The following is a 19922-nucleotide window of genomic DNA, read 5'->3' on the forward strand; positions in this document are numbered from 1 at the left end:
GGATTGCTTAGACGGAACGGCGGCTTGGCGGATGCCTGGGCTGGCGCGTCCGGCTTCCTGGCGAAGCGTGCAGCGCCGAAGCTGGGTCCGGTCGCGCCATGCGACTTGCTGTGGTGGATTTTCACCGCGTCGGTCACGTTTTCCGTTGCTGCGGATTATGCCGGCGATGTCGGCGCGCCCATAAGATACATTTTCGCGATCGGCGGTTCGGCGGGCTGCGGCTGGCTCTGGCTGCTGTCGCGCACGCTCTTTCGCGCCGAAAAGCCGATTGCGCGCTGGAATGTCTTCGCCGTCGCCGCGATCATCGCTGTGGAGTCCTACTGGGCCCTTGCGGGCCTCCCCGCTGAATCGGGCGAAATGCGACGCATCGCCGCCAACGCCACGTCACTTATCTGCATCGGCGCGGTCGTGCTTGTTTTTGTCGAAGCTCTTTCCGGCTACAGCGCCGCCCTGCCGAAGCATGAAAGGCGTTTCCGGCAGCTATTCACGCTGGTTTTCGGCGCCATGATCGCTGTGACGTTTCTCTGGGCCATGAACGCCAATGAGACGAGTTTCGCGGCGCAATGGGCACATGCAACGCTTATGGTCTGCGCGGCCGCCGCGGTCATCGGCGCGAGACTCGCCGTCTCGTTTCGCAAACGCTATCCCTTGCCGGCGCGTAGCGCGCGAAAGGCGGCCCCCTCACCCGCCGCAACCGACGAGAGCCTGGCCCAGCGCATTCTCGCCGCGATCGAAACAGAGCGGCGTTTTGCGACGCCAGACCTCAAAATCGCCGACCTCGCAGCAAGTCTAGGCGAGCATGATTACAAAGTGACGCAATGCATCAGCGGCTTTCTCGGCTATCGGAACTTCAACCATCTAATCAATGCGCGTCGCATCGACTATGCAAAGCAATTGTTATCCGATCCCGATCATGACGGCCGGTCTATCCTGTCGATTGCGTTCGACTGCGGCTTTAGTTCGATCGGGCCTTTCAACCGCGCTTTCAAAAGCCATGTGGGCATGACGCCCCGCGAATTCAGAAACAACCCGTCAGGCTAAGAGCGACCGCCGCATCCTGCGGTTGACCGGCGCCCCCTGATTTTTCGCCTCTCGCGCGAATTCTTCAAGAAAACCCAGTGTTGGTGAATAGTTATGGCAATTATATACTTGACTGAACACGGCTGATTCCCTATCTATGAAGGACAGGAGAGAGAATCATGGCCGTAAACCTCAAAGACCCCATCTACAAAGACGAGAAAGCCGCAAGGGATCATCTTGAAGCCCTTCGCTGGCCTGATGGCGCCTACTGCCCTCGCTGTGGCGGCTTTGAGGTCAAGAAGCTTGGCGGCAAGGCCGCTGATCTTGGCCAGTACAATTGCCGCGATTGCCGCAAGAAGTTCACCGTCACTGTGGGCACGCTTTTCGAGCGCTCGCATATCCCCCTGACAACGTGGCTCATGGCCTTCCAGCTTATGTCTTCCTCAAAGAAAGGTATGTCAGCCCATCAGCTCCACAGAATGCTTGGCGTGACCTACAAAACCGCTTGGTTCATGGCTCACCGTATCCGTGAAGCCATGGCGCCCGCCAAGGGCTCACAAGAGCCCATGGGCGGCAAGGGCAAAGTGGTCGAAGCTGACGAAACCTACCACGGAAAAACCAAGGAAATTCGCACTCAGTCCGTTGACGGTCGCGTTAAATACAAAGCCAAAGGCCGTGGCGGCGCCAATAAGCGCACCATCATTGCTCTGGTCGAGCGTGGCGGTTCAGCTCGCACCTTCCATGTTGCTCACGCTACGTTCGCCAAAGTTGAGCAAATCGTTTCCGAGAACGTCGACCGTGAGAGCCGCCTTCACACTGACGAAAGCCGTCTCTACGCCAAGTCGAAAGTGCCTACCATGGTCGCAGAACATGAAAGCGTTCGCCACACGGCTGACGAATATGTGCGCGGCGATGTATATTCAAACAGCGCCGAAAATTATTTCAGCGTTTTCAAGCGCGGCATGAAGGGCGTCTATCAGCATTGCAGCGAGAAGCATCTGCACCGCTACCTTGCCGAATTTGATTTCCGCTACAGCAACCGCTCGAAAGTTGGCGTTGAAGACACCGAACGCGCGAACCGCGCCCTTCAAGGCATCGCTGGCAAGCGTTTGACCTATCGGCGGACTAGTGAAGCCGTGCTTTAAGCATCAAGCAGAGCGCTTCCTGCGCTGGCGCAAACTTCGACTCGACTCAAAGAAATAGGCGCCTCATTCTCCAGAAACTTAACTATGGGGAGAATTATGCTCGCCGAAATAAGTATGGGCTATACAAGCCTCAAGACCGCCCTTGGCATTATTAAGGGCCTGAACGCTACCGCTACGCAAGTTCAAATCAACGACGCGAAGATTGCGCTCCAAACGGCTATCCTTGAGGCCCAAGAGAGCCTTTCGGCGGCCAATGAGACGCAAATTATAAGCGCCGCTCGCATACGCGAGCTTGAAGAAGAAATTGCTCGCCTGGAAACATGGGATACTGAGACAGAAAAATATGAGCTGAAGGACATCGGAGGCGGCTCCGTCGCCTTTATGCTTAAAAAAGACGCTCAAGCGAGCGAAACACCTCATTGGCTGTGCGCAAATTGCTTTAACGGCAAGCGCAAGTCTTTTCTGCAATATGTAGCCGAATTGCAGAGGTTGTCTGTTTTTCAATGTCATGTATGCGGTGCAAAGGTTGTTGTGCCAACACGGACAACGCCTGAATCACTTTGGGGCTGATTTAGTACGCTTCTTTGCTGCCTTCTTTTTCTTAGGCGGCGGCTTGTCGATTTTGCCGCCATGCGGTTGCGGCGGCATGGTTAGCGCCCGTTTTAGCGCTTCGTCTCGTTTTTTCTCATCAGTGGATTTAGCCATGGCAATAGTGCGATCTACCAAACAATCTAAACTGTCGCCGGTCACAATCACCGACAAGACTCATTCTGACATTGGCCGCCTTATACGCGCTTTTGCGGAAATAGACGATATGCTGACATCCCACATATCGAACCTTGCGAAAACAACCGAAAGCCGTGGGAGCGTGATGCTAGGCCGAACGCCCATAAGCACAAAAATCTCGACGGCTTTCTATCTAGCCAAAATGGAGGGACAAGCGGCCCTTGACGTTCACATGTCCGTTTTTGACACCGATGAATTTAGGCACGCCCTTAAATGTCGCAACGCAATAGCGCACGGATCACTGCTTGGCGCCAATGAAGACGGAGAGCTGGCGTTTCTGACTACCACGCCGCTTGAGCCCGATTCTAGCGCCGCTTCCCTAGAGGTGCTGAGTTATTCCCCAGATCGCATCAAGGCTTGCGCAGATGTCATGACGGCTGTGCTGCCGAAGATTGAGAAACGGTTGCAGCTTTCAGCATTGCGCGAAAGACGTCTTCAACGACCTCTTGAGCCGCATCCAAAGGCTCAGAAGCAAGGGAAGCGATCAAAAAAACCTCAACCCCCGCCTTTATCATCTGCGGGGTAATCTCGATCTCAGTTGGATCGCCGGCCTGTCTGTCTGTAGGTAGGGTCATAGCTATGTTCATTCAAGTATATAATCGCCATAGTTATCCACCACTTTACCGGCTGGCGTATGATGGGGCGGTTGAAACATTCGCCGCGCGCGTCAGCCAGATGCGCGCGCCGTCCGTAGAGGAAACACCCAATGACCCGCCCGGAAGCAGAATCTTCCAAATGGCGCCAGACTCGTCTGAAAGCCGCGAAACATGCGGATCGAAACCGGCGGCGGGCGCGCCCAGAAAACGAGACTGCAGGGCGGGCTTTCGCACGCGGCGGCGCGCGTTAGGATAGGCTATGTTCGCCAAATTCTTCCATGAATTGAAATCCGCCGGCCTGCCCGTTTCCTTGAGGGAATATCTCACCTTGATGGAGGCCATGGACGCCGATCTCGCCAGCCGCAAGGTGGAGGATTTCTACTTCCTCTCGCGCGCGACGCTGGTGAAGGACGAGCGCAATCTCGACAAGTTCGACCGGGTCTTCGGGCATGTCTTCAAGGGACTTGAAACCGTGGGTGAGGATATCACCGCGGACATTCCCGAAGACTGGCTGCGCCTGATGACGGAGCGTTATTTCTCCGAAGAAGACATGAAGCAGATCGAGGCGCTTGGCGGCTGGGACAAGCTGATGGAGACGCTGAAAGAGCGCCTCGAAGAACAAAAGAAACGCCACGAGGGCGGATCGAAATGGATCGGAACAGGCGGCACCTCACCCTTCGGCTCCGGCGGTTATAATCCCGAAGGCGTCAGGATCGGCAATGAAGGCAAGCGCCAGGGCCGCGCCGTGAAGGTCTGGGAAAAACGCGACTATAAAAACCTCGACGACAATGTAGAGCTTGGCACGCGCAACATCAAAATGGCGCTCAGAAAACTGCGCCGTTTCGCCCGCGAAGGCGCGGCGGAGGAATTCGATCTCGACAGCACCATCGACGCGACAGCGCGCGCTGGCTATCTCGACATCAAGATGCGTCCCGAACGCCGCAACATGATCAAGGTGTTGTTGTTTTTTGACGTGGGCGGATCAATGGACCCGTTCATCAAAATCTGTGAAGAGATGTTCTCGGCCGCCCGCGCCGAGTTCAAGCACATGGAGTATTTTTACTTCCACAACTGCCTTTACGATTATGTCTGGAAGGACAATCGCCGGCGCTGGACGGAGAAGATTCCAACCTGGGACATTCTCCATAAATATCCGCATGACTATAAAGTGATTTTCATCGGCGACGCGTCTATGTCGCCCTATGAGGTCACGGTGCCCGGCGGATCTGTCGAATATTTCAATGATGAGGCTGGCGCGGTCTGGCTGAAACGCGTGACCGATATTTACGAGCGCGTGGTCTGGCTCAATCCGGTGCGCAAGGATAGCTGGGATTATGTGCCGTCTACAAAACTGTTACGCGAATTGCTGGGTGAGCGCATGTATCCGCTGACGCTCGCCGGCATCGAAAAAGCCATGGCCGAGTTGAAACGGTAAAGCCTTAAATCGCCGCCGCCAGCCGGAACCGCTTGGCCTCGTCAATTGCATTGGACGCGAGCATGCGAAGGGAAACGAGCAGGGTTGCGCGCGCCTCCTGCTTGCCGGGCGCATTGCCGATCAGCGCTTCGGCCTCCTCGCAAGTCTTGCCCAGCCCCCATGCGCCGACGCCGCGCGCGGCGCCCTTCAGGGTGTGCGCCGTGTCTTTCCAGGCGTCATCGGTCTGGAAAACATCGAACTGATCCAACAACAAACTGACCTGCTCGGAAAAGATCTCGAGAATCTCGTCCCGCAGCATGTCATCGCCAGCGACGTATTTCTCCAGATGGTCGAAGTCAATCATACCGCCCGCAGTCATGTTATGCTCACTCTTCACTGTTTCCAACATGACAGGAATGTAAGCAGCAATTGCTACAACGCGATTAAAATTTTATACGTCATGTTTAACAGAACGTAAAAAAACGCCGCCAGCATAGAGGTTATGCTGGCGGCGTCTTCTCTGGCGTGTCACTTTGAAACATCTTCGCCTGACATCAGGCGATGGACGTTTATTGCTGCGGCTCTTCCTCGGCGGCTTCTTCGGCAGCCTCTTCAACGTCGTCAGCCGCCTCGTCCATTTCCTCGGCGGTTTCATCCGCCATCTCTTCCATTTCGTCGCCGGCGTCGTCCATCATTTCGCCAGCGTCCTCAGCGGCGCCTTCCATTGCGTCCATAGCGTCATCCGCCATTTCATCAGCAGCCTCCATGGCGTCGTCAGCCATTTCACCGGCTTCATCCATGGCTTCACCCATAGCCTCGCCCGTGTTTTCCATGGCTTCTCCGGTCGCCGCCGCAGCGTCGCCCGCCATATCGCCAGCAGCATCCGCTGCATCGCCCATGGCGTCAGCGGCGTCATCAGCCGCTTCCTCGATCGCGTCGCCAGCATCATTCATTGCATCCGGAGCGTCGCGCCCCATGAGCTGCGTCAATCCAATAATAACCGCCAGCGCAACCGCGATGACGAGAAGAATCCTGAGCATGTTTAGCCCCTTCCTTGTGCGTTACTTCGCCCGATGTTTTTACTCTTGGGATGTACCCCCGCGCGCCCCGTCCTGTCTTTCCCAACTGACCATATTTCACGCGGTAAAAGGATTTTATCCCCAATCGGGAGCGCCGTAAATGCCGGGCCCCACCCCCGAGATTACGGATTTGACAATAAAACCGGGCGCTTGGACATTGCGCTGGCCTGACAGTCCCATAGAAAGCGGGGTTGCAGGCGCTAACGCGCCTTTCCGCCGGCCAGGAGACCAAATGACCGAGACGACCGTTTTCCTGGGATTGAGTGACAAACCGGAAGCTCTATCCCTTAAATACGCCAATCGCCATGGCCTCATTTCCGGCGCGACCGGGACCGGCAAAACAGTCTCCTTACAGATCATCGCGGAGGGGCTGTCTGCGGCGGGCGTCCCGGTCTTCGTTGCGGATGTGAAAGGCGACCTTTCCGGTCTCGCCGAACCCGTCGAGATGAAGGATTTCCTGACCGCGCGCGCTGAAAAAATCGGCCTTGATCCTTATGAGCCGAAAGGCTTTCCGGTTTGCTTCTGGGATCTGTTCGGCAAGCAAGGCCACCCCATTCGCGCGACAGTGTCAGAGATGGGGCCGCTCTTACTGGCGCGGCTTCTCGATCTCAACGCAACACAGGAAGGGGTTTTAACCCTCGCCTTTCGTCTCGCCGATGATGAGAAGCTGTTATTGCTTGATCTTAAGGATTTGCGGTCGCTGCTCGTTGATGTGGCTGAGCGCGCAAAAGAGCTTTCCGCGGAATATGGTCATGTCTCGCGCGCGTCGGTCGGCGCCATTCAGCGCCGACTTCTTGCGCTGGAAGAACAAGGCGCAGAAGAATTTTTTGGCGAACCAGCGCTCGATCTGATGGATTTTTTGCGCACCGATAACGAGGGCGCCGGAATCATCAACATTCTCGCCGCTGACAAATTGATGCAAACGCCGAAACTTTACGCAACGTTTTTGCTGTGGCTTCTTTCCGAACTTTTCGAGGAACTGCCGGAAATTGGTGATCCCGAAAAACCGAAACTTGTTTTCTTCTTTGACGAGGCGCATCTGCTTTTTGATGAGGCGCCAAAGGCGCTCCTTGAAAAAGTGGAACAGGTGGTGCGCCTGATCCGGTCAAAGGGCGTCGGCGTCTTTTTCGTGACGCAAAACCCGCTGGATGTGCCGGACAGCGTTTCAAGCCAGCTTGGCAACCGTGTGCAGCATGCGCTGCGCGCTTACACGCCCCGCGAACAACGCGTCGTCAAAGCCGCCGCCGACACGTTCCGGCCCAATCCGGCTTTCGATACGCTCGACGTCATAACCCAGCTCGGCATCGGCGAGGCGCTTGTTTCAACGCTTGAAAGCAAAGGCGCGCCGGGCGTGGTGCAGCGCACGCTGATCCGCCCTCCTTGCTCGCGCATGGGGCCGCTCACCGACGCAGAGCGAAAAACTGTTCTGCGCTATTCGGACATGGCCGACAAATATGACGAGATGGTCGATCGTGAATCCGCCTATGAAATCCTGAAAGAACGCGCGGGGAAACGCGCCGAAGAGGAAGAAAAGGCGCGTGAGAAAGAAGCGAAGAAAAAGACCTCCAAACCAAAGACGACCCGGCGGCGCTCCAATCGTCAAACGGTGAGTGAGGCCGCCTTCAAAACCGCGGCGCGCACATTGGCGAGGGAGCTGGTGCGCGGCGTGCTCGGCAGCCTGAAACGGCGCTGACATGGCGGATGAAACGCCGCAGTCGGAAGAACGGACATTTTTGATTATCATCAGCGGCACGGCGCTGATGGGACTGGCCGCTATTGGTCTAAGCTTTGTTTTCAACACGCCGCTTGGGCCCCAGCTCACTTTGGACATCAATGCGGTGCTGATAGGGATTATCGCGACAACGCCGCTCGCGGCTTTTTTATGGTGGTTTTCCAACACAACACTTGAACATTTCGCCGCTTTCCGGCGGTCTCAGATCAAGTTCTTTTCCGAAGTCGGTTTTACATTCACCCCTCGCCGCATTGCGCTGATGGCGATTGCCGCCGGAATTTCAGAGGAACTTTTATTTCGCGGCGTTTTGCAGACATGGGGCGCGGCCTTCGCGCCAGAATTGCTCGTCATCATTGTGACAAACGCCTTGTTCGGCATGATGCATATGCGCACTGCGCTTTACGCCGTCATCGCCGGACTTGTGGGCATGTATCTCGGCGTCCTTTATATGCTGACCGATAATCTTCTGGCGCCTATTGCGGCCCATGCGCTTTATGACGCTGTCGCGCTGGAATATACGCGCAGGGCCGTCTCCCACTACAATCTCGAAACCGGCGATGAAGCCTGACACATTCATGGATACGCGCTAACTGCGCATTGCCAATTCAATCGGTTCTTCCGTCACTGGATAGCCCATATCATCGGGAATGGTGAGAAAGGCCGTGCCGTCCCGTTCGATGATGCGCGGCTCCACCAGACGAATGCTGCGTTCAGACGCAAACTGAAACACGTCCGCCGTTGAGGCGCTCACATTCAACAGCTCCACATTGCGCGAGGTCGGAAAAATCATTTTCCGTCTTCCCGCATCACGCTCGGCGAGCATGGCGCCCGGCGGCGCCCAGACCACTTCGGTCGCTTCGCCGCCATCGGGCTCTGCAATTTGCGAGGCTGGCGCCCGGGCTGCGAAAAACCATGTATCATAGCGCCTATGACCGACGCCGGCAGGCGGGCGCCAGCGCGCGAAGAAATGCAGCGCATCAAGGGCGAGACGAAGTCCCTCACCCGCCGCCATTTCGAGAAACAGCGCATCGTCATTTTCAACGCGCGGACGCCAGGAGGCGAGTTTTAAAGCCTCATCGGCGCTGATCATGGCGCCGCCGCGCCGCGCCAGCAGCAAACCGGTTTCCTCAAACGCCTCGCGAATAGCGGCTATCCTCGGCGCCAGTTGTTCTTGTAAAATATCGCCGCTGCCATCGCAGTGATCTTCCCATTGCGGCGCGTGATCGCCGGCATCAATGCGCCCGCCCGGAAACACCATAGCGCCGCCGGCAAAAGCGATATTCGTGTGGCGCACCACCATGAGCGTTTCAAAGCGCGGCGCATCGCGCAGTAAAATTATTGTCGCGGCAGGGATCGCGTCACTCATCGAACAGGCCGCTCTTGCGGGTGATTGCGGGATATTCTTTTCTGGCGCCTGTTGCGCGTATCGCCGCATATCCGCCAAGACCTGTCGCCGCCACGGCGCCGGGCCATAACAGCCATGGCAACGGGTAGGAGGCCAGCGTGATGATAGCGGCGAGGAAAATCGCGGCGGCGCCAAGCATGCCCAGCGGGGCCCATCGCTTGCCGATCACAAGCGCCAGCACCCCCGCGACGAGTGCGCCGGCAAACCAGCCGGCCAGAAGCGAGACGCCATAAGGGGCCGCCCCCGGCGAGGCGCCCAGCAGCCCCGCCACGCCGCCCTCCACCATTTTCGCGGCCGTAAGCCCGGCGATAACAGCGACTATGACAGCGGCGAGCGATCTCAGCATGGATAAACCCTTTCCTTCGCCTTTTACCCCGCTCCGCGAAATGGAAAACCCCAAATGGAAAACACCTGAAAACAGCGCTATTCAGTCTTCATGAGACCCGCCATTCTCAATCCCCTGTTTGCGGATATCACCGTCTTGACCGGCGTCGGCCCGAAAATCGCCGCGCTGATCACCCGCGCCGCCGGGCCGCGCATCGTCGACCTTCTGCTGACGCCGCCCACAGGCCTTGTTGATCGGACCTTCCAGCCAAAGGTCGCCGACGCGCCCGAAGGGCGCATTGTCACTCTCGAGATCACGGTTGACCGTCATGAAGCGCCGCCCAAGGGCCGGCGCCTTCCTTATAAAATTATCTGTTCCGACGAGACCGGATTTTTGACCCTCGTCTTTTTTCACGCGCGCGCGGATTATCTCATCAAGCAATTGCCGGAGGGCGCCCGCCGTCTCGTTTCCGGCAAGGTGGAGGATTTCAACGGCGCACGTCAGATGACGCATCCTGACTATATCGCCGACCCGGAAAAGCCGGGCGACATGCCGCTTCACGAAGCGGTCTATCCGCTCACCGCCGGATTATCAGCAGCGGTTATGCGCAAAGCGGCTGCGCAGGCGGTCGCGCGGGCGCCAGCCCTTGACGAATGGCAGGAGCCGAACTGGTTTGCAAAACATCACTGGAAAAACTGGAAAGACGCAATTGAGACGGTTCATGCGCCCTCGGCGCAGGAAGAATTGTCGCTGCTGTCGCCGGCGAGGCAACGCCTCGCCTATGATGAACTGCTCGCCAACCAACTTGCGCTTGCGCTCATTCGCAAGGCGCGCGTGAAAACCAAGGGTCGCGCCATCAAAGGCGACGGCAAACTCATCGCCATTGCAAAAAAGGCGCTGCCGTTTTCCCTTACCGGCGCACAGACGGAGGCCCTGAAAGAAATCTTCGCCGACATGCGCTCCAACGAACGCATGGTGCGGCTGCTTCAGGGCGATGTGGGCTCCGGCAAAACCATCGTCGCCTTTTTCGCCATGCTGGGCGCCATAGAGGCGGGCGCCCAGGCAGCGTTAATGGCCCCGACGGAAATTCTCGCGCGCCAGCATATGGAATCTCTCAGCGAACTTGCCGCGGCGACAGGCGTTCGAATGGATATCCTCACCGGACGCGACAAGGGCGCGGCGCGAACCGAAAAACTCACCCGCCTGAAAAACGGTGAAATCGACATCATGATGGGAACCCATGCCCTGTTTCAGGAAGGCGTTGCATTCAAAGATCTGGCGCTCGCCGTAATTGATGAACAGCATCGCTTTGGTGTGCGCCAGCGCATCGCCCTCACCCAGAAAGGCCCCAAGCCTGACCTTCTCGTCATGACGGCGACGCCGATTCCCCGCACCCTGGCGCTCACCGCCTATGGCGATATGGAGCACAGCCGCATCACGGAAAAACCGCCGGGCCGTAAACCGGTTGATACCCGCGCCATTCCCATGAACCGGCTTGACGAAATGATCGCGGCTGTGAAGCGCGCCGCCGCTGAAGGCAATCAGGCTTATTGGGTCTGCCCGCTGGTCGAGGAATCCGACATCATCGACCTCACCGCCGCCGAAGAGCGTTTTGAGAGCCTGAAAGCGGTGCTCGGCGATCGCGTCGGGCTAGTTCACGGGCGCATGTCGGGACCGGATAAAGATGCCGTGATGGAAAAATTCTATCGCGGCGACTTGTCAGTCTTGATTGCAACAACCGTGATCGAGGTTGGCGTCAACGCGCCCAACGCCACGATCATGATTATCGAACACGCCGAACGTTTCGGCCTGGCGCAACTTCACCAGCTGCGCGGGCGGGTCGGACGCGGCGACAAGCAATCAAGCTGCATCCTGCTCTACAAACCGCCGCTAGGCGAAACGGCGAAAGCGCGCCTGAAAGTGTTGCGCGACACAGAGGATGGATTCGTGATCGCGGAAGAGGATTTGCGCCTGCGCGGCGCGGGTGATTTTCTTGGTGCGGCCCAGTCCGGTTTTCCGCGCTTTCGCCTTGCTGACATCGCCGTTCATGGCGAACTACTCGCAGCCGCCCGGGACGACGCAACAATGATCATTGACCGCGACCCCGAGCTCAGAACGCCGCGGGGCGAAGCGCTGCGCACCCTGCTCTATCTCTTCAGCCGCGATGACGCAGTGAAACTGCTCAGCGCCGGTTAGGTCTTTTTAGAGCCGAAAAGCCGTTTACGCAGCGGGCCTTTTTCTTCACTGGCTTCGGCGGCGAGCGCTTCGAGCCTGCGTGCAGCTTCCGCACCGTCCGCATATTCAGGCGTGACCAACCCCAAAGAGAAGACAACTTTCGCCGCTTCCTCAACCGTCATTTTGAGAATGCGCAAATCCTTGCGCGGTACAAAAAGCAGAAAACCGGATGTCGGGTTCGGCACCGTCGGAATAAAAATCGACGTCAGATGCTCACCCATATCATCGAGCCGCGCACGCACTTCGCCCTTTGTCTCGCCAACCACAAACGCCATCACCCAGGCGTCTTTGCGCGGATATTCAACGAGCGCCACTTCCTTGAAAGAGCGGTCCGACTGGCGCAGCGCCGTTTCGAACACATTTTTGAAAAACCCGAAAACATTGCGCACGACCGGAACGGATTCGAACAGGCGCTCGCCCGCGCGAATGAAAGACCGGCCAATGAAATTCTTCGCAAAGGCGCCAAGCAGAATCAAAACGATGATAGCGACCAGCACACCGACGCCAGGGAGCACCTGAAGCACCTGCTCGCGCATGCTTTCGCTTACCGGCAGCGTCTGTTTGACGAAGGAATCGAGCTTCGCCATCGGCCCGGTGATCAGAAGATAAAACAGCCAGATCGTGATGCCGATCGGGGCCACCACGACGACCCCAGCCAGAAAACTCGACCATAGGCTGGAAAAAACGCTCTGTTTTTTCGGCTGAATTAGCGGCCCATCATTCCCCAAAGGCGAACGAGAATCACCGGAACGCCTTGTTTTTTCTTCACTTTCGTCGTTCATGTCTGCTTCTCTAACCCGTGGGACGCGCCCTTCGCCTCAATCATATGCGCAGCGTTCCGCCGCTACGCAAGAACAGCCTGCGACCATGACAGTTTCAAGGCGCCGCAAAACGTCTTTAAAGCCGGGCGTAGACAATGCGGTTCGGCTTTCCTGCATAGCGACCGGTTGATCTTCACTGTCTGGGCAATGATAAGATCGAACCGCTATCAAAGTCTTGATGGCCGCCGGAAAGTGTTAACACCGAGATAACGGACCCTCTCATGAAGCCTGTTCGCAAAGTCGTCATTCCCGTCGCCGGTCACGGCACCCGTGTTCTGCCCGCCACCAAGTCGACGCCGAAAGAACTCCTGCCGCTGGTGGACCGGCCGCTGATCGACTATGTGGTCAATGAAGCTTTCGAGGCGGGGATGGAGCATGTAGTGCTCGTCACCGGGCGCGGCAAAGGCGCCATCGAAGATTATTTCGATCATGCTTTCGAATTGGAAGCCAGCCTCACGGCCAAGAAGAAAACTGAAATTCTGGATAGCGTTGTTGGCGTCATTCCGAAAGCCGGCGCGCTTTCCTACACCCGCCAGCAGGCGCCGCTGGGGCTAGGCCATGCGGTCTGGTGTGCGCGCGACATCATCGGCGATGAGCCTTTTGCAGTTTCCCTTCCCGATGTCGTTATCGACGGGGCGCCGGGCTGTCTCGCCCAGATGATGAAGGAATATGAAAAAACCGGCGGCAATATCATCGCTGTTGAACAAGTCGCGAAGGAAGAGACCAACAAGTATGGCGTTGTCGCGCCGAAAGGCGACCGCGGCGGACGGCTGTTTGAAATGTCCGGTATGGTCGAAAAGCCCGACCCGGCAGTTGCGCCATCCAACCTCGCCATCACTGGGCGCTACATCCTACAGCCCGAGATTTTCCAGCTGCTTGAAACAACCCCGCGCGGCGCAGGCGGAGAAATCCAGCTAACGGACGCCATGGATGCTCTGATGAAGGCGCAGTCGTTTTTCGCCTATAAATATGAAGGCCAAAGCCATGATTGCGGCGACAAGCTGAGCTGGCTCAAGGCGAATGTGACGCTGGGTCTGAAACGCCCTGAATTTTCAGAGGCTTTTCGCACTTTCCTGAAAGAGTCTCTCTAGATCAGCTCGACATCGGCGACGCCATTGATGCTGCGCAAGGCGCCGCGCATGGCTGGGGTGCAGGCGGCGACGCCCGGCAAAGCGAGATCAACCTCGCGTCCGGTTTCCGGAAGGCGCATAACGACGACAACGGACCCGCTTTCGCGCGGGCTCGCTGGACGCACCGACGCAAGCCGGCGTTTCAATCCGTCAAGCGCGTCAGGCGACGTCACTGAGACCCGTAATTGAGAAACGGTCGCGGCGGCGGCTTCGTCGAGCTTGCGCATGGTCTCGCAGGTGAAGCGCACATCGCCATCGCGTTCTTCCACCGTGACACCGACAAGAACGAGCGAGCCGGACTCCATAAGATCGCGCGACGTGTTGAGCGTTTCAGAAAAAACCGTGATTTCAAATTCACCGCTTTGATCGGACAGCTCGACCCAGGCGAATGGCTTGCCGCTTTTTGACCGGCGCATTCTGACCGTGCGAATGACCCCCGCCATTTGCAGGGCGGCGCGCCCGCTTTTCGCACGGATCTGCGCATCCGCGTAAGTGACGACATTGAGGCGCTTGAGTTCCTTTTCATAGTCGTCGAGAGGATGGCCGCTGAAATAGAAGCCGACAGCGGCGCGCTCTTCGTCAAGGCGAACCTGCGGCGTCCATTCTTCAGCGGTGGGCAGCCTCGGTTTGGCGAGCGCCGGCGCGTCATCAAGAGCGAAGAGACCGCCCTGATCGCTTTTTTGTTCTTCATGATGGGCAGCTGAGGTTCGAATAAGAAGCTCCGCCGAGGCGAAAGCCTGCGCGCGCGACGCGCAAAGATCATCAAGGGCGCCGGCGCGGGCGAGATTTTCAAGCGACCGCTTGCCAATGAGTTTCAAATCCACCCGTTCTGCGAAGTCGATAAGATCCTTGAACCGGCCATTTTTCGAACGCTCGGCGGCGATATGCGCCATGGCGCCTTCACCTACATTTTTCACGGCCGAGAGCGCATAAACTATCGCGCCATCTTTCACGGAAAAATCCGCTTCGGAATGATTGATATGGGGCGGGCGAACCTCAACCTCGGTCCGGCGCGCTTCTTTCAGGAAGATGGCAAGCTTGTCGGTGTTAGCGCGGTCAAGCGACATCGACGCAGCGAGGAGCTCCGCCGGATAGTTCGCCTTCAACCATGCGGTCTGATAGGCGATATAGGCGTAAGCGGCGGCATGGGATTTGTTGAAACCATAACCGGCGAATTTCTGAACGAGATCGAAGATGGAGGAGGCTTTCGCCGGGTCCACATTCTTTTCCTTGGCGCCGTCAATGAACCGGACGCGCTGGAGATCCATCTCCTCCTTTTTCTTCTTGCCCATGGCGCGGCGCAGAAGGTCGGCCTCCCCCAGAGAGTAGCCGGAAAGGATCTGCGCGATCTGCATCACCTGTTCCTGATAGATGATGACGCCGTAGGTTTCTTTAAGCACGCCTTCGAGCAGGGGATGGAGATAGTCCGGTTCCTGAAGGCCCTGTTTGCGTTCGATATAGGTCGGGATGTTCTCCATCGGCCCCGGACGATAGAGCGAGACAAGCGCGATAATGTCTTCAAGAGTATCGGGCTTCATGGCGCGCAGGGTGGAGCGCATTCCGGTGCTTTCCAGCTGGAACACACCGGTCGCCGCGCCTTCGCCAAGCATCTCGAAGGTGGGTTTGTCGTCGAGGGGGATCTCGTCCATTTTAAGCTCGACGCCGCGCTCCGCCGCATAACCGACGGCGCGAGCTATAACAGTTAGCGTTTTAAGGCCGAGAAAATCGAATTTGACGAGCCCCGCAGGCTCCACCCATTTCATATTGAATTGGGTCGCAGGCATGTCAGAGCGCGGATCGCGATAGAGCGGGACAAGTTCATCCAGGGGGCGATCGCCGATGACCACTCCGGCGGCATGTGTTGAGGCGTGGCGGTAAAGCCCTTCGAGCTTCAGCGCCTTTTCGATGAGGGCGGCGACGCCTTCATCTTCGTCACGCTGTTCCTTGAGACGCGGTTCGGTCTCCAGCGCTTCGGCAAGGGTCACCGGGTTGGCAGGATTGTTTGGCACCAGCTTACAGATGCGGTCTACCTGGCCGAAGGGCATATTGAGGACGCGTCCCACATCACGCAGCACGGCCCGCGCCTGCAGCTTTCCGAAAGTGATGATTTGAGCGACACGATCGCGGCCGTATTTTTCCTGGACGTAACGGATCACCTCGTCGCGCCGGTCCTGACAGAAATCGATATCGAAATCCGGCATGGAGACGCGTTCGGGATTGAGGAAGCGCTCGAACAGAAGCCCGAACCGCAACGGATCGAGATCGGTGATCGTAAGCGACCAGGCGACAAGCGACCCCGCGCCCGACCCCCGGCCCGGCCCGACGGGAACATCCTCGCGCTTGGCCCATTTAATGAAGTCGGAAACGATCAGGAAGTAGCCCGGAAAACCCATGCGGTTGATGATATCAAGTTCAACCTTGAGCCGGTCCCAATACTCGCTTTCTTCGGCGGCAGGCTCAATGACGCGCAGGCGCGCCTTGAGGCCTTCACGCGCCTGCCGCTCAAGCTCCATCGCTTCGGCGGCGGCCGCCTCCTCTCCCTCCCCCGCAAAACGCGGGAGGATCGGATCACGGAACCGGGGACGATAGGCGCAGCGTTGCGCCACCTCTATCGTGTTCTCAATCGCCTCGGGCAGATCGGCGAACAGCGCCGCCATCTCCTCAGCCGATTTGAAATAATGGTCAGGCGTCACCTTTCGCCTGTCGTCCTGATGGACATAGGCGCCTTCGGCGACGCACATCAGCGCGTCATGAGCCTCATGATCGTCCGGGGCCGGAAAGAACGGCTCATTCGTGGCGACCAGCGGCAGATCCAGATCATAGGCGAGATCGATCAGCGCCTCTTCGATGCTTTCTTCGTCACGGGCGGCGTGGCGCTGAACCTCCACATAGAGCCGGGCCGGAAACAGCCGCATCAGTTTTTCGAGCGCCGCACGCGCCTCGTCTTTGCGATCCTCGCGCAGGAGCCGGTCGATGGGTCCGTCATAGCCCCCGGTGAGGCAGATCATGTCACCGGCATGGGTTTTCAGAAAATCCAGACCGGCGCAGGGACCTTCATCAGAGCGGGAATTGAGGAACGCCTCACTGGTGATTTTCAGGAGGTTTTGATAGCCCGCCTCGGTCTGGGCGAGGAGAACAAGTGAGGGCTGGCGGCCGCCGCGCGGGGTCTGAAGCTCGAAATCAGCGCCGTCAAAAGCCTGCTGGATGCCGACAATCGGCTGAATGCCGGCCCCGGCGAGGGTCACCGAAGCCTCAAGCGCGCCGAACAAGTTATTTGTGTCCGTAACCGCGACGGCGGGCATCCCAGTTTCGAGGCAGAGCTCTTTCACCCGATTGATTGGGATCGCCCCCTCCGCGAGGGAGTAAGCCGAGTGCAGATGCAGATGGATGAATTGCGCCGTCATGGCGGCCCCCGCGTTCGTCTGACACAATGTGAAAGGAACGCGGATTACGCCCCGAGCAAGACGCTCCAGAACTGGGCCGCGCCTATAACCATGATGAGTACGCCGAGTCCGATGACGTCACGCAAGCTTTCGTTTTCCATAAGACGCTCCTGGTCCTGTTTGCTTCAAGAGTTCGTCCTTTGTTCTTTATTCCTGTTTTGTTCTCGTGTCCAGTAAAAACCGGCGGGAAAATTTCCCCGCCGGCTGAAATCAAAAATTCATTCTGAATTTTCAGTTGCTTGCACGCTCCAAGGCGTCGACATCCGCGCCCCGGATGGCGTCAAGGCTGGCGGTGATCTTCGCCGCCGGCCAATTCCACCAGGCAATAGCGAGGAGCCGAGCGATGGTCTCATCGTCAAAGCGCTGGCGAATGGTCTTCGCCGGGTTGCCGACCGCAATGCCATAGGCCGGTACGTCGGAGGCGACGACAGCTTTGGAGCCGATAATCGCACCGTCGCCAATCGTGACACCGGGCATAATCACCGCATCCGTGCCGATCCAGACGTCGTTGCCGATCACGGTGTCGCCCCGCGCGCCTTGCGACCAGTCATAGCCGGGGTCTTCCCAGCCCTTGCCAAAGATCGCGAAGGGATAGGTAGAGAGCCCATCCATCCGGTGGTTGCCGCCACCCATGATGAATTCAACACCGACTGCAATCGCGCAGAACCGGCCAACGATCAGCCGGTCGCCGAGATGCTCGAAATGATAGCGCACGCAGCGTTCATAGAACTGTTCAGGCCCGTGCACGGGATCGTCGTAATAGGTGTAGTCGCCAATCTCGACATTCGGGCGGTCTATGAGCGGCTTTAGAAAGCCGACTTGGGCGTAGCCGTCCATGGGATGAATTTCTTGAGGGTCAGGCCCGTGCTGGGCCTCTTTGTGAAGGTCAGACATAACAACTCCAGTCGGAAAAAATACGCAAGCACGCCTTTCAAAAAGCGATGCGGCGGCGTTTCTGATGTTCCGGCCTAGTTGTTCACTGTTCTGATGATCCTTCTGTTATTTGGCGTCTCTGGCGCAGTCGGCAAGACAAAGTCTTTACCGAGCTAAAATCGCGTATAATCGATTGCTTTCGTGCGGTCAATAAAACCGGTTTTCCCTTCCAGAGGATATTTGAGGCCAGTGGCGCAATTGAACAGGATAACGCGGTCGGATTTCGAAACGCGGCCATCCTTCAGCGATTGTCTGTAGGCTGCATAAGTGGCGGCGCCTTCGGGACACAGCAACAATCCTTCATCGCGCGCAATGGCGTCGCGCGCTTCGAAGATTTCATTTTCTTCGATCGCAATCGCAAAGCCATTTGACTCGCGCACAGCGCGCAGGATCAGGAAATCGCCCACAGCAATGGGAACGCGAATGCCCGCCGCTGCGGTCCACGCATTCTCCCAAAGAGGCGCATGCTCCGCGTCCTCCTCCCACGCCTTCACGATCGGTGCGCAACCGGCGGCCTGAACCGCGATCATTTTCGGCCGTTTCGATCCGATCCAGCCGATCGCTTCCAGCTCTTCAAAAGCCTTCCACATGCCGATGAGGCCAGTCCCGCCGCCGGTGGGATAAAAGATCGCATCAGGCAACTCCCATCCCAGCTGTTCGGCGAGTTCGAGGCCCATCGTCTTTTTGCCTTCGATTCGATAAGGCTCCTTCAGCGTCGAAACATCGAACCAGCCGGCTTTCTCTTTGCCCTCGCCGACAATCTTGCCGCAATCATTGATGAGGCCGTTGACGCGATACACATCCCCGCCCTGTAACGCGATCTCCTCCACATTGACCTGCGGCGTGTCATCAGGACAGAAAATCGTCGTCTTCATGCCCGCCGCAGAGGCGTAGGCGGCCATGGCGGCGCCGGCGTTTCCATTTGTCGGCATGGCGAGATGACCAAGCCCCAGCTCTTTGGCCATGGAAACCGCGAGCGCGAGCCCGCGCGCCTTGAACGAGCCCGTCGGAAGGCGGCCCTCGTCCTTCACGATAATCTCGCCGGTGACGCCCGCCGCTTTTTCCGCATGGTTGAGGCGGATTAGCGGCGTCACCACTTCGCCTAACGTAATGCGGTTCTCCGGCTTCACGACCGGCAGGAATTCGCGATAGCGCCAGAAACCATCCGTACGCTGCGCAAGGGCATCCTTAGTGATCATCTTCGATAAAGAACCGAGATCATAACGCACGAGCAGGGGCTTTCCCGCCGCCGACAGGCCGTGGACGCGCCCCGCCTCATAGCGTTCGCCCGTATAGGAACATTCAAGATGGGTTACAAAACTCAATTTCGGCCTTCCACCTTGTCTCGCGCTTGAGAGAAATTCGGATTGAGATCAAGCGCCGTCTGGTATGCTTCTTTGGCCTTTTCAGACATCTTTTGCGCGTCATAAGCAAGGCCAATATTGTACCATGCAGCCCACGGCTTTGAGAGTTCAAAGTCGAGCGACTGGCGATAATCGGTCAGCGCATCGTCATATTGACGCATCAGGTAATAGCTGTTGCCGCGATTGAGATACGCCTCGCCGAGGCCGCCATCTATATCGAGAGCATTGTTGAAGTCACTGATCGCGGCGCTAACTTCGCCTTCGCGATTTAAGATGATGCCGCGGTTAACGAACGTTTTCTTGCGGTCGCCGCGTGACATGGCGTTATCGACAAGCGCCTTGTCGCAAGGCCCTGTATCGCCGGAAAATTCGTTTCGGGCGTTTTCATAACAAGCCAGAGCGTCAGTGGCGCCGATGGTTGTGACCGACATCTGGGCCATGGCCGATGTCGAGAGAGTGAACAATACGCAAACAAGACCAGTGGTGATTTTCAT

At 57.6% G+C, this 19922-nt stretch carries 19 protein-coding genes; 8 read left to right on the top strand and 11 right to left on the bottom strand.

Annotated elements, in window-relative coordinates; genetic code table 11:
* Positions 1 to 24: 24 nt before the first annotated feature.
* The 3 genes from ACFOOP_RS15035 (at position 25) to ACFOOP_RS15045 (ending at position 2735) form a co-directional block, all read left to right on the top strand.
* Positions 25 to 1041 (top strand): helix-turn-helix transcriptional regulator, encoded by a 1017-nt coding sequence (locus ACFOOP_RS15035; protein ID WP_379881939.1) that lies wholly within the window; start codon positions 25 to 27, stop codon positions 1039 to 1041.
* A 158-nt stretch (positions 1042 to 1199) separates the two neighbouring features.
* Positions 1200 to 2165 (top strand): IS1595 family transposase, encoded by a 966-nt coding sequence (locus tag ACFOOP_RS15040; RefSeq protein ID WP_379881940.1) that lies wholly within the window; start codon positions 1200 to 1202, stop codon positions 2163 to 2165.
* A 96-nt stretch (positions 2166 to 2261) separates the two neighbouring features.
* Positions 2262 to 2735 (top strand): hypothetical protein, encoded by a 474-nt coding sequence (locus ACFOOP_RS15045; RefSeq protein ID WP_379881941.1) that lies wholly within the window; start codon positions 2262 to 2264, stop codon positions 2733 to 2735.
* Here ACFOOP_RS15045 and ACFOOP_RS15050 read toward each other — a convergent pair.
* Together ACFOOP_RS15050 and ACFOOP_RS15055 are read right to left on the bottom strand one after the other, a co-directional pair.
* Positions 2721 to 2927 (bottom strand): hypothetical protein, encoded by a 207-nt coding sequence (locus ACFOOP_RS15050; protein WP_379881942.1) that lies wholly within the window; start codon positions 2925 to 2927, stop codon positions 2721 to 2723. The two genes, ACFOOP_RS15045 and ACFOOP_RS15050, sit on opposite strands and share 15 nt — an antisense overlap.
* A gap of 392 nt (positions 2928 to 3319) precedes the next feature.
* On the bottom strand, positions 3320 to 3526 hold the full coding sequence (locus tag ACFOOP_RS15055) for a hypothetical protein (RefSeq protein ID WP_379881943.1): 207 nt from the start codon (positions 3524 to 3526) through the stop codon (positions 3320 to 3322).
* A gap of 280 nt (positions 3527 to 3806) precedes the next feature.
* On the opposite strand from ACFOOP_RS15055, the gene ACFOOP_RS15060 reads away from it, so the two are divergent.
* Complete coding sequence (locus ACFOOP_RS15060) at positions 3807 to 4982, top strand: vWA domain-containing protein (protein ID WP_379881944.1); 1176 nt, start codon at positions 3807 to 3809, stop codon at positions 4980 to 4982.
* 4 nt (positions 4983 to 4986) lie between these two features.
* On the opposite strand, the gene ACFOOP_RS15065 is transcribed toward ACFOOP_RS15060, so the two are convergent.
* Together ACFOOP_RS15065 and ACFOOP_RS15070 are read right to left on the bottom strand one after the other, a co-directional pair.
* Complete coding sequence (locus ACFOOP_RS15065; protein ID WP_379881945.1) at positions 4987 to 5340, bottom strand: Hpt domain-containing protein; 354 nt, start codon at positions 5338 to 5340, stop codon at positions 4987 to 4989.
* Positions 5341 to 5530: 190 nt separating this feature from the next.
* On the bottom strand, positions 5531 to 6001 hold the full coding sequence (locus ACFOOP_RS15070) for a hypothetical protein (RefSeq protein ID WP_379881946.1): 471 nt from the start codon (positions 5999 to 6001) through the stop codon (positions 5531 to 5533).
* 271 nt (positions 6002 to 6272) lie between these two features.
* Between ACFOOP_RS15070 and ACFOOP_RS15075 the strand changes: the two genes are divergently transcribed.
* Complete coding sequence (locus ACFOOP_RS15075) at positions 6273 to 7733, top strand: helicase HerA-like domain-containing protein (RefSeq protein ID WP_379881948.1); 1461 nt, start codon at positions 6273 to 6275, stop codon at positions 7731 to 7733.
* Between the two features lies 1 nt (position 7734).
* A complete protein-coding gene (locus ACFOOP_RS15080) occupies positions 7735 to 8340 on the top strand; it encodes a CPBP family intramembrane glutamic endopeptidase (protein ID WP_379881949.1) in 606 nt (201 codons plus the stop codon).
* An 18-nt stretch (positions 8341 to 8358) separates the two neighbouring features.
* On the opposite strand, the gene ACFOOP_RS15085 is transcribed toward ACFOOP_RS15080, so the two are convergent.
* Positions 8359 to 9138 carry an NUDIX hydrolase gene (locus tag ACFOOP_RS15085; protein ID WP_379881950.1) on the bottom strand — a complete coding sequence of 260 codons (780 nt, stop codon included), beginning with the start codon at positions 9136 to 9138 and terminating at the stop codon, positions 8359 to 8361.
* Positions 9131 to 9523, bottom strand: coding sequence for a hypothetical protein (locus tag ACFOOP_RS15090; RefSeq protein WP_379881951.1), 393 nt, complete (start codon positions 9521 to 9523; stop codon positions 9131 to 9133). The genes ACFOOP_RS15085 and ACFOOP_RS15090 overlap by 8 nt, the downstream gene beginning before the upstream one ends.
* 90 nt (positions 9524 to 9613) lie before the next feature.
* On the opposite strand from ACFOOP_RS15090, the gene recG reads away from it, so the two are divergent.
* The gene (gene recG / locus ACFOOP_RS15095) at positions 9614 to 11698 is read left to right on the top strand and encodes an ATP-dependent DNA helicase RecG (RefSeq protein ID WP_379881952.1); all 2085 of its coding nucleotides are present in this window, start codon (positions 9614 to 9616) and stop codon (positions 11696 to 11698) included.
* On the opposite strand, the gene ACFOOP_RS15100 is transcribed toward recG, so the two are convergent.
* Positions 11695 to 12519, bottom strand: a complete 825-nt coding sequence (locus ACFOOP_RS15100) for a DUF502 domain-containing protein (RefSeq protein WP_379881953.1) — start codon at positions 12517 to 12519, stop codon at positions 11695 to 11697. The two genes, recG and ACFOOP_RS15100, sit on opposite strands and share 4 nt — an antisense overlap.
* Positions 12520 to 12779: 260 nt before the next feature.
* On the opposite strand from ACFOOP_RS15100, the gene galU reads away from it, so the two are divergent.
* Positions 12780 to 13649: a UTP--glucose-1-phosphate uridylyltransferase GalU gene (gene galU, locus ACFOOP_RS15105; RefSeq protein WP_379881954.1), complete on the top strand. Its 870-nt coding sequence runs from the start codon at positions 12780 to 12782 to the stop codon at positions 13647 to 13649.
* On the opposite strand, the gene dnaE is transcribed toward galU, so the two are convergent.
* The 4 genes from dnaE to ACFOOP_RS15125 all read right to left on the bottom strand — a co-directional run bounded on the left by dnaE (position 13646) and on the right by ACFOOP_RS15125 (position 19922).
* Positions 13646 to 17092: a DNA polymerase III subunit alpha gene (dnaE, locus tag ACFOOP_RS15110; RefSeq protein ID WP_379881955.1), complete on the bottom strand. Its 3447-nt coding sequence runs from the start codon at positions 17090 to 17092 to the stop codon at positions 13646 to 13648. The genes galU and dnaE overlap by 4 nt on opposite strands.
* 270 nt (positions 17093 to 17362) lie before the next feature.
* Complete coding sequence (locus ACFOOP_RS15115) at positions 17363 to 18025, bottom strand: CatB-related O-acetyltransferase (RefSeq protein ID WP_379881956.1); 663 nt, start codon at positions 18023 to 18025, stop codon at positions 17363 to 17365.
* A 152-nt stretch (positions 18026 to 18177) separates the two neighbouring features.
* Complete coding sequence (locus ACFOOP_RS15120) at positions 18178 to 19389, bottom strand: threonine synthase (RefSeq protein WP_379881957.1); 1212 nt, start codon at positions 19387 to 19389, stop codon at positions 18178 to 18180.
* The gene (locus tag ACFOOP_RS15125) at positions 19386 to 19922 is read right to left on the bottom strand and encodes a tetratricopeptide repeat protein (RefSeq protein ID WP_379881958.1); all 537 of its coding nucleotides are present in this window, start codon (positions 19920 to 19922) and stop codon (positions 19386 to 19388) included. Before ACFOOP_RS15125 ends, ACFOOP_RS15120 begins: the two co-directional genes overlap by 4 nt.

It is taken from the genome of Hyphococcus aureus (genome assembly GCF_042643165.1).
In the GTDB taxonomy this organism is placed as follows: domain Bacteria; phylum Pseudomonadota; class Alphaproteobacteria; order Caulobacterales; family Parvularculaceae; genus Hyphococcus; species Hyphococcus aureus.